General features: G+C 60.3%; 6 protein-coding genes. All 6 read left to right on the plus strand.

What is annotated here, in order from left to right:
• The first annotated feature begins 42 nt into the window (after nt 1-42).
• A complete protein-coding gene (locus VGG64_28665; GenBank protein HEY1603608.1) occupies nt 43-660 on the plus strand; it encodes a sigma-70 family RNA polymerase sigma factor in 618 nt (205 codons plus the stop codon).
• Nucleotides 660-3,968, plus strand: a complete 3,309-nt coding sequence (locus VGG64_28670; GenBank protein ID HEY1603609.1) for a serine/threonine-protein kinase — start codon at nt 660-662, stop codon at nt 3,966-3,968. Before VGG64_28665 ends, VGG64_28670 begins: the two co-directional genes overlap by 1 nt.
• A gap of 282 nt (nt 3,969-4,250) precedes the next feature.
• Nucleotides 4,251-7,733, plus strand: coding sequence for a protein kinase (locus tag VGG64_28675; GenBank protein ID HEY1603610.1), 3,483 nt, complete (start codon nt 4,251-4,253; stop codon nt 7,731-7,733).
• A 234-nt stretch (nt 7,734-7,967) separates the two neighbouring features.
• Nucleotides 7,968-8,231, plus strand: coding sequence for a hypothetical protein (locus VGG64_28680; GenBank protein ID HEY1603611.1), 264 nt, complete (start codon nt 7,968-7,970; stop codon nt 8,229-8,231).
• Between the two features lie 166 nt (nt 8,232-8,397).
• A complete protein-coding gene (locus tag VGG64_28685; protein ID HEY1603612.1) occupies nt 8,398-10,098 on the plus strand; it encodes a hypothetical protein in 1,701 nt (566 codons plus the stop codon).
• 150 nt (nt 10,099-10,248) lie between these two features.
• The coding region (locus VGG64_28690; GenBank protein HEY1603613.1) for a GDSL-type esterase/lipase family protein at nt 10,249-10,995 on the plus strand (747 nt) is incomplete at its 3' end.

Below are 10,995 nucleotides of genomic sequence, written 5' to 3' on the forward strand. Positions count from 1 at the left end.
CTGACTCCCCTCGTCATTTTCCTACATCGCGGGGTCAGGCGCATGTCTGTTGACCCAAAAGACTCTCCCGAATTCGGCCGCAACGTCGATGACTGGATGGTGGCAGCCCGTCAGGGTTGCCAGCAGTCCCTTGGCGATCTGTTGACGACCTGTCGTGACTACTTGCTGCTAGTTGCCGAGAAGGAGATCCCCTGCGATTTACGCGCCAAGGTCGGAGCCTCGGACTTAGTACAAGAGACGTTACTGGCGGCGCAGCGCAATTTCGTTCGCTTCGAGGGGCATGAACCCGAGCAGCTGTTGCGCTGGCTGCGGGCGATCCTTATCTTACGACTGGCGGATCTCAATCGGCACTACCGTCAGACGCGCAAGCGAGATGTCTCGCGCGAGACCGCTCGCGAAATTTCGGCACAGGTCGAACCATACGCCAAAGTCGAATCTCCCAGCGGCATTGCCATTCGCGCCGAGGCACAAGCCAGCTTCGAACGTGCGCTGGCCAGCCTGCCTGCACATTATCAGCGGGTGATCGTCTTGCGGAATCTGGAGCATCGGTCTTTCGTCGAGATCGCGCATGAGATCGGAAGATCTCCCGACGCGACACGCAAGCTGTGGTTTCGGGCAATCGCCTGTCTGCAGCAGTGTTACGGGGGGGGCGCCCGATGATGAATGATGATTTTCGCGCGCTGACCCCGGAAGAGGAGCGTCTACTCGAGCTACTCGTCGAGTACGACGAGGCCTTGGAAGAGGGGACGTGTCTGGCCGGAGCGACGCCGACCCCCCCGGACCTTGACCCAGAGATGGCGGAGTTGTTCGAGAGCGGTCAACGCGTGCTGGAACTTTTGGCGGCGATTCGAGAACTTATGGCGGCGGACCAGCCGCCCTTGTGCGAAGGCGCGGCGCCGCCAAGCGACGTGGCGTCTTGGGTGGGCGACTTTGAGACCGTCTTGCGAATGGTGCGACATGACGACGTCGACATGCCGCAACGGTTGGGGCGCTTCCTCATCCTGCGGGAATTGGGGAGAGGTGGCCACGGGCTGGTGCTGTTAGCCCACGATCCAATCTTGAAGCGGCATGTGGCCCTGAAGCTACCGCGTCCCGAAGCGCTGTTGTCGCGCTCCTTGCGACGGCGTTTCTTACGCGAAGCACAGGCTGCCGCAAGGCTGACACACCCTAACCTCGTTTCGGTGTACGAAGTCGGCGAGATCGGCCCGATTTGCTATATCGCGTCGGCATATTGTGCCGGCCCGACGCTGGCAGCGTGGATGCAACTGCAGACAGACGCGATCGCGCCGCAACTTGCCGCCCGCATCATAGAGCAGCTCGCCCAGGCGATTTCCTATGCCCACGAGCAGAACATTCTGCATCGCGATCTGAAGCCGAGCAACGTGCTTTTGGAACCTCAGTTGAGGGACGAGTGCGAAACGGATGTTGTGGCTGTACACAAGGCCCTCTGGGACTACGTGCCGAAAGTAGCAGACTTCGGACTGGCCAAGCTCAGCGAAGAGGACTCCGACGGAACGTCGACGCGACAGGGTCGTCCGCTGGGTACGCCCGCCTACATGTCGCCCGAGCAAGCCGAAGGCCGGCTGTCGGAAGTAGGGCCCGCGACGGATGTCTATTCACTTGGCGCGATGCTGTACGAATTATTGTCGCGCAAAGCGGTGTTCCGTGGCGCGACCGATCTCGACACGCTGCGCAAGGTGCTGGTCGAGGAACCAATGTCGCTGCGCAAGCTGCGTCGCGACGTGCCGCCGGATCTGGAAGCGATTTGCTTCAAATGCCTGGAGAAAAAGCCCGCGGCGCGCTACGCGTCATGTGCTGCCCTGGCGACCGACCTACACAAGTTTCTGGCGTCGATGCCTACCGACGCCCGACCATTGACGGGTCTGCAGCGCGCCACACGCTGGACGAGTCGCAATCGTAGCGTGGCTGCGCTACTCGCGACCGTGATGGCCCTGTTGCTCGGCATCACGACGATCGCCACTGTGGCGGCGGTGCGTATCGGTCGCGCGCGCGACGAAGCCGAACGTATCGCGTTACGGGAGCATGCCGCGCGCGAGGAAGCCAATCGTGCCCTGTCGGCAGAACAAGAGTCCTTTGCCCTCGCCAAACTTGCCGAACAGCAGGCCGACATCGCTCGCGAGGCTGCCGAAGCCGAGTCTGCGACCTCGTCGCAAATCTCGGATTACCTTGCCGAAGTATTTCTAGCGGCCGATCCGATCGGCACGGGGCGGCTCGGTTTTCGCTTGGGGGACGAAATCGGTCGACAATTAACCCTGCGCGATTTGCTCGATCGCAGTGCGCAACGGGCGCGAACGGCCTTCAAGGACCAACCGCAGGCACGCGCCAAGCTACTCGATACGCTGGGCAAGGTTTACAGCAACCTGGGAGAGATGGAACGCGCCGAACCACTTTTGCGCGAAGCGTACACGATGCGCTGCCAGAATCCAGACCAGCAAATGGAGTTGGCTTCCAGCCTGCTCAACATGGGTGTACTGCTGCGCTGGAAGGGAGACTACGGCGAGGCTGAGCAGTATCTTCGCCAGGCGCTGGAACTGCGTCGGACTATATTCGGCCCAGATCATATTAATGCCGCCGAAGTGGAATTTGCCCTCGCCTGGGCTCTGTTCGAGACCGATCGTTTTGGCGACGAACGAGACGCCGCGCGGAAGGTCGAGTGCGAACAACTCATTCGCCACACGCTCGAGGTGCAGCGCCGCCAACTCGGCAACAACCATCGCGACGTCGGGCTGACCTTGTCTGTATACACGTTGTATTTGTATTTCATGGACCGGAACGACGAAGCGCAGCGCATGGCCATCGCCTCGGCGGGTGTCGTCATGCAGCAAGAAGGGGGGCAGGCGCTCGGACGAGGGCTGCTGGAATACCAGCGGGCGGCACACAGCCGAGGTCAGAATCGCATCGCGGACGCCGAAGCAGCGTATCGCGCCAGTCTGCGCACCATCGGAGAAGTCCTGGGCGAAAGTCATCCCGCCAAAGTACTGGTCATGCGCGAGCTGGCGGGGATGCTCCTCGATCAGGGGCGGGTCGCCGACGCCGAAGTCGTGGGGCGCGCGGCGCTCGAGATAGGATTCCGAGTGTTTCCGCAGGGGCACCCCCAGTTGTCCGAACTGCTGCTCAAGGGCGCCGATATTATTGAATCGCAGGGGAAGACTGACGAGGCTGTGTCGTTCATCGAGAGGCGTGCGAATATCAAGGCGCGAGTCGAGAATGCGTCCCTGGCGGACGCTCTGCGCGGCAAGCTCAGAATTGTCGCCTTCCGGCTGAATCAGGGACACCTGGATGACGCCGCAGCACTCCTGAACGAAGTTCGTGAAGCGTCCAAGGATCTGCCCTCGCCCGAATCCTTCGCCATTTCCGAACGCGCCCTGTATCGTTGGTTGCAAGGGGTGCTCGCAGGGTTGCGTGGTAATCTCGAAGAGCAAGAACGCATCGGTCGCGAATGCCTGACGATGGATAATATCGCCTTCGAGACCCGCGATGCCATCGAGGTCGGCATGGCCGGAGTCATTCAGACTCTGCGCCCTGACGATAACCAGGTCGATCAGCTGTTATACGAACCGTCTCGTGGCTGGACGGCGTCATTGACCGCATCGCACCCACACCGCGTGATGCGCCATCTGACCCGCGTGCAGATGCTTATCCACCAACAAAGGCTCGACGAGGCCGAGCCGCTGCTGCAAATGGCTCACGGTTTCGCACATGGCAAAACGATCCCGGGAAGCTATTTCCAAGGCCTTGCAGATAGCCTCATGGGAAGTTGGCTCGCCGCTCATGATCAGTCCGCAGAGGCCGAGAAGTATCTATTGGCCGGAGTGAAGAATCTCCGCGTCTCGCGCGGAGATGGGCACCCTCTCACCCTGGACGCCCAGGCGCGGCTCACGCGCTTCTATCAGGAAACGAATCGAGCCGCCGCAGCCGAAACAGGGCCGACCCCAGCCGCTCACTGATATCTTGTGCCGCCCTGGGAAACGTCCTTCGCCCTAGGACAGAGTGGCGGTGTGCGAATCCAGCCGCGTTCCCTCTGGGGTGGACGCCCCCTGCCACCCTACGTGTTCCGTGCGCCGCTCTGGCCAACTTTTTCCCCAACTGCTTGCTTTTGGGAACCCCCCGTTGTTACTATGGGCAATGCGGTTGGGTGATGGGCGCAATGGCGCTCAAAAACGGCGGTTCGGCGTCTGGCATTCAGAGTAGTCGATACCTTCTATCGCGCCGGGGGGCGATGGATACCGATGAATCATGCAGATCCTCCGGGCGATCTTACGCCGGAAGAAGAACGACTGCTCGACATGCTGATTGCCTACGACGAAGCGCTCGTCGCGGGCGTTTCACCGGTTGGCTCTACGTCGGCTCCGGCGGAGTTGCAGCCCGGGATGGCCGATCAACTGTTGCGTGGTCAGCGGCTCTTGGAGCTGTTGGCGGCACTCAATCCATCCGATGACGCGCGGCCCCCGGCACCGCCTGTTGTCAACGAACCGCCGCTGCTTGGCGTCGATGCACTTTGGCATACGTTGCCCGAGGACGGAGCGCTGCCCCCGCAGCTCGGGCGCTTCGTGATCCTGCGCGAGTTGGGGCGTGGCGGACACGGCGTTGTCCTACTGGCGCACGACCCGATCCTGAAGCGGCATGTGGCGCTGAAAGTGCCGCGGCCAGAGAATCTGCTGTCGGCCTCCATGCGGCGGCGTTTCGTGCGCGAAGCCCAGACTGCTGCGAGGCTGACACATCCAAACCTCGTCTCGGTCTATGAAGTGGGCGAGATCGGACCTGTCTGCTACATCGCCTCGGCCTACTGTCCCGGTCCAACATTGGCCGAATGGATCGCCACGCGCGGCACGCCCGTCTCCCCGCAGCTGGCCGCGCGCGTCATCGAGCAACTGGCTCTCGCACTGCAATACGCGCACGAGCAGAACATTCTGCACCGCGATTTGAAGCCAAGCAACGTGCTCTTGGAACCCTCGGTTCGCGGCGAGTCTGCGGCAGCGTCCGCCAACGAGGGTCGCCTGAATTTTGTTCCCAAGGTTACAGATTTTGGGCTGGCGAAGTTTGCCGCCGATTCTGACGAAGGCACACGGACTCAAACGGGCAGCGTGTTGGGAACGCCCGCGTACATGTCGCCGGAGCAGGCCGAAGGACGGCTCGCCGACATCGGCGCCACGACCGACGTTTATGCGCTGGGTACAATCTTGCACGAGTTGCTCACAGGTTTGGCGGCCTTTCGTGGCGGGACGGAAATCGAGACTCTGCACAAGGTGCTCTTCGAAGAGGCCGTGCCACTGCGACGATTGCGCCGCGACGTGCCGGCCGATCTCGAGGCGATTTGTCGCAAGTGCATGGAGCGGAAGATTGAATCGCGCTATCCGTCGTGTGCCGCATTGGCCGCTGACTTGCGTCGTTTCCTCGGGGGGCGCCCCACGCTTGCTCGGCCGCTAACCGTACCGCAACGGCTGGCCAAATGGGCGCGCCGCCGGCCCGCCGTTGCCGCCCTGGTCGCCGTCAGCACGCTGGCGGCAGCCACGATAGTCGCCGGTTCGTCGCTGTATACCGTGCGACTTGGAAGGGCACTGGCCGACAGCGAGACACGTCGTGTCGAGGCTGACGAGCATCGGGCCGACGCAGACCGCCATCGGCAGCAAGCGGAAGTGAATCTTGACCTGGCTGAGAAAAGCCGCCAAGAAGTGATTCGACAGCAGCAAACAACAAATCAATTCGTCTACGGCGCGCGCATGCATCAGGCCTACCTGGCTCTGGCTCAGGGGGACCTACGCAACGTCCAGGAACTACTTGGCGATTACGACCCCGGGGCACCCGGGGCAAATTTGCAAGAGTTCTCCTTGCGCTATTTGAGGCATATGGTGCATGGCGAACGGCAGCTTCGTGGGCACGTGGGAGAAGTTTATGCCGTGAAGTTTTCTCCTGACGGCCGCGCAGTATTATCCGGCGGCGCCGATGGCACAATTCGTTTCTGGGACGCTGTCAGCGGACAACTGTTGCGGACCATTCAAGCGCACGAAAGCTGCACAAACGATTTGTCGTTCTCTCCGGATGGCCGGTTCTTGGTCAGTGCGAGCTGCGACGACACCCTCAAGCTTTGGGATACGTCGACTTGGAATCAGATGGCGACACTGTCGGCGCATGGCGGAGACGTTCTGTGCGTCGCATTTTCCCCGGATGGCCGGCTGATCGCCAGTGGAGACACCAAGGGATTGACCTATATATGGTCGCTCGACGAGCGGTGCCAACCCATCATTTTGCCGAGCGACGGAGATTGCGGCGCGGTCAATGCCGTCGTGTGGAGCGCCGATGACCAGACGCTCGTCGTTGGTCAGGCGAAGACTTCGATTCGTCTCTTCGAGATCGGAACTTGGAAGCTTCTCTCACGCACAAAGCCAAGCGGCACAACGACGATCGCGTTGTCGGCAGATGGCCGGTTACAGGCAACCAATGCGCTGAACCGAATCGAAGACGGCGAAATCCGCGATGTACGGTCCAAGGAACTGCTGGCCACTCTGACGAGCCAATTTGGCTTTATTGAAAAAGTCATTTTTTCCCATGATGCGCGACAACTGTTTTCCTGCGACGAGAGCGGCCTGGTGCGGATCTGGAACCTGACTGCCGATGGACGCTTGGATACCAACGTCAGTCGCAACGATCAGCAGACGGCGCTTTCGACGCGCACTCTTATTGGCCACACCGGACGTGTACAGAGCCTGGCACTCGCGCCCAATGGCGGAACGCTCGCGTCAGCGAGTTTCGACGGTACCGTGCGGCTGTGGGATTTGACAGCCCGCGGCGACTCGGTGCCTATGTTGAGCTGCCGGTTGCGAGGTTCGGGCTTTGGCTCGCAATATCGTGTCCATCTGACGTCCGACTTGGCGAGGCTATCAATCTTTGCGAGTGACATGCAGATCGTGGACTTCGATATCCGCAGCGGCGAGCAAGTACGCAGCCGGCAACTCGCTCCCTGGACCGGCCATGAATTTCTTTTCGCGCCGAATGGTCGCCAAGTCATTACTTGGCGATACAAGGACACCGCGCTATTAGCCTCTCCTCTGGACGTTGCCGAGCCGTTCGAATTCAACATCCCCCTTTGCCCTATTACAAAGCAAGTTGTATTTTCCGCGAATGGACTTCGGGTTGCTACAGCCGGGGACGACGGTTTTGTTCGTGTTCGAGACTTGGCCGATGGCGTCGAACGGTTTGCGTTTCAACACGGGCAAGGGACGCAAATAGCTTACGATGCCGCTGCCACTCGACTGGCCTTGTCCAGCGACGGTCGATTGTTAGCTCGGGCCAATATCAAACCTGGTCTCGTAGACGTTGATATCGGAAAGCGCACGGAGTTTCCGTGTCTTGAGAAAGGCGTCTCGGGCATCCATTTCTCCCCTGACGATAGCATGTTGGCACTTCGGTGCGGGAACGGCACAATACAATTGTTGAATGTTGCCGAGCGGAGCGTCATCCAGAGGTTGCGTTTGTCTTCGCCGCCCACGCATTTGGCGTTCAGCGCGGATAACAGAACGTTGGTGGTTGCCACACTCGACGGTCATATCACGCTTTGGCATACGGCCTCGGGCCAGCAATTGGCGTCGCTCCTGAGCCACGCTGGGCAAGTTGCTCTGCTTCAGTTTTCCGAAGATAACTCGGCGTTGGCCGCCCTGATCGTCGACTCCGCAACTAACGAGGCAAATCTGCACGTCTGGTCGACCCGCGACTAGTGCCTCAGAATTGTTCTAGTCAGTGTGTGACGGAACGGAACTTCCGTTGCACGATCGGGTCCCGTCGAGGCACCCCTCGTAGCGGTGCCATCGATTTTCTTAGGCTCTTGGCGCTCGATTTCTAAGTGTCCGGTTCTCCGGCCTCGTATTTGGCACGCGTCCTGCTCTGCATCCTTTGCAGGGAGCGCAATGGTGCCCTTCCGTGCAAAGTTCCAATGGTCAGGGAGTGAAAAAATGCCACATCGAAACGGGAATCATCAAAGCGGGTCTGCCACCGATCATGAAGATTGGGGGCTATGCAAAAACTGCAAATGGTGGCAAATCGAGCCCGACGCCAAGGTGAGCGATCGGAGCGTGGGCGTCTGTATTGAAGAATCTTTGCAGGAATTTCGCCTGCGCATTGCGGGCAACGGCGGCTGCACCATGTTCGTCGCTGGCAAGCCCGCACGACATGAGGGATCGGCCGATAAGCCCCCCACGCGTGTTGCCGTACGCTAATTGGGGCATTCATTGTCCGCATCAGACTGGCAACCGCGAAGGCACCGGCTTGCCGCCGGCACCATTGCGCACAACAATCTGCTAGGCTGGTTTTGCAAAAATCAGCCTGGCAGTCTGACCACCGTTGCCCGATGCTGTCCCTTTTGGTCCCTGGCGATTCATCTTCATGGGCTCATCCAAGCCACTCGGCGGCGTCATTCATACCTATCAGAAGTTTGACCCCAAGAATTTTCCCAGTCCCACGCAGCCGCCGCCGGACATGGTATCGACGGCCTTCGAGCACATGCTGACTTTCGGCAGCATGCGCGAACTGAGCGAAGAGGAATTAGCCCAGGCGGTACACCTTGATCCCAGCCAGATCGCGGGCCTGGGGCCCAGTCTGGAAGCGTTGCGCGAGATGCTACTCGCGCGAAAGCGAAAGATCCTGGAAACGTACGAGACCAAACGGGTTCGTTTAGAAGCGGCCCAGCGCTATCAGGAGGAAGGACTCCAACTGCGGCCCCCCAAGGCTCTCCACAAAGCGTTCCATCGCGCGTTTCGCGACGAACAGTTGCGCGAGCTTGAGCAATTGTGGTATGCCGCCGGCGGTGAGCGCGGCGAGTTTGCGCACGACCTGCTCCGCTTGGCCGAACGCCTGGGAGACAAATATCAGATCGACGAGATGGCCGGCAAATACGAGTTCACCGGGCACGAGCGGCTGACCGTTCCGCAGGCTCTGGCCGTCAAGGAAGAGCTGGAAAAGATCGACGAATTGCTTAAGCAGTTGGAAGAGGCCGCCCGCACGGCGCAGATCGGCGTCATCGACATGGAGCAGCTTTCGGAATTCGCCAATGCTGGCGAAATCGAGCAGCTCAATGCCCTGCACCAACAGATTCAGGAGTATCTGCGCGACATCGCCGAGCAGCAAGGCCTGGAGAAAACACGCCGCGGCTTCAAGCTCACCCCCAAGGCGTACAGACTATTTCAGGGAAAGTTGCTCGAGCGGATATTCAGCGACCTTGCCCCTTCGCGCACCGGCCGACATCAGGGACCCATCGTTGGCGAAGGGGCCGTAGAGCTGCAGCATACGAAGCCCTACGAGTTTGGCGACTCGGTCACGCAGATGGACATTCCGGCCACGCTCACCAATGCCATGATCCGCTCCGGCGCGTCGCTGCCGATTCGACTGCGCTCCGAGGATATCGAGATCCATCGCACGCGCAACACGCCCAAGTGCGCTACCGTGGTGCTCATGGATATGAGCGGTTCCATGCGCTATGGCGGACTGTACGTCAACGTGAAACGCATGGGTCTGGCGCTGGACGGTCTGATCCGCCGCGAGTTTCCTGGCGACTTTCTGCAGTTCATCGAGATGTATTCCTTCGCGCGTCCCCGGCACGTCAGCGAGATCGCCACGCTGCTGCCAAAGATGGTGACCATCTTTGATCCCTACGTGCACTACCGGGTCGACATGAGTAAGCCCGACATCACCGAAGCGCAGGTGCCGCAGCATTTCACCAACATCCAGCACGCGTTGCACATGTCGCGCAAGTTCCTGGCTTTGCAGCAAACACCTAATCGGCAAGTGATCCTGATTACCGATGGATTGCCGACGGCGCACTTCGAGGGGCAACAGTTGCACCTGCGTTATCCGCCCGACCAGCGGACGGAGCAGGCCACGATGCGCGAAGCGCAACTGTGCCAGCGGGACGGTATCACGATCAACATCTTCTTGCTCTCCAGCTGGTCGCAATCGCGGGAAGACGTGCAGTTTGCCTATCGGCTCGCCGAGTCGACCAAGGGTCGTGTCTTTTTCACGGCCGGTCGAGATCTGGACCGTTACGTGGTTTGGGACTACGTGAGCCGCAAACGTCACATCATTTCGTGAGTCGCCCGCGCCCGCTCGCCCCCCATGTGTATGGATGCGACCCTCGCCGGCGGTAGCGTACTTGCAAGTTGCGCTAAGCGGTCGTAGTATCGCGCTGGTGCCGATGACGCAACGTGGCGCGGTTTGCCGGCAACAAAGAAGAAGACGCTAATGAATCGACTCGCCAACAAATCTCTTTGTTCGGTCCAAAATGGACCGTTTTTCCTAGCGCTGTGTGCTCTTCTCGCTCCACAGCTTTCGTCGGCAACGCCCATTCGCATGGCGGTCTTAGGGGACAGCATCAGCGCCGGCAGCGGCGTGTCGGGCGGCTCGCCCAACTGGGTGGCGCAACTCATTCCGACCGGCGCCATCACGTTCCAAAACAAAGCCGTCGGCGGGGCAACGTCGAGCACCGTTGTCAGCGGGCAACTCGCCTCGGTTGTCACGCTTGCACAAAATCACCAGATCGACGATGCGACCTTGATCATCGGTGGCAACGACGCCACGGCCGCCGCCCTCGGCATTGCCCAGGGCGGTAGTGCCACGACGTTCATCAATACATACGTCAACAACGTCAAGAACGTGATCAATTCCGTCGCCACGGCCAACCCCGGCGTCCATCAAGTTTTTGGCAACATGCCGGATGTGACCGTCACCCCCGAAGTGCAAAGCCTGGCGGCCTCGGCAGGCGTCACGCCGGTGCAACTCGCCCTGGTAAGTGCCGCGATTGCCACGGCTAACGCACAGGCCGATCAGTATGCCCTTGCGCATGGCGTGCCGGTACTCGATTTGTATAGTGTCAGCCGTGCGATTGTGACCGAGATCCCTTTGACACTCGGCGGGCATACCTTCACCACGGCGTTCGCCCCAGACCAGTTCCACCCCGCGCCGTTCCTGCAGGGGCTTTTGGCCAACCTG

The sequence above is a fragment of the Pirellulales bacterium genome, from assembly GCA_036490175.1.
Taxonomy (GTDB): domain Bacteria; phylum Planctomycetota; class Planctomycetia; order Pirellulales; family JACPPG01; genus JACPPG01.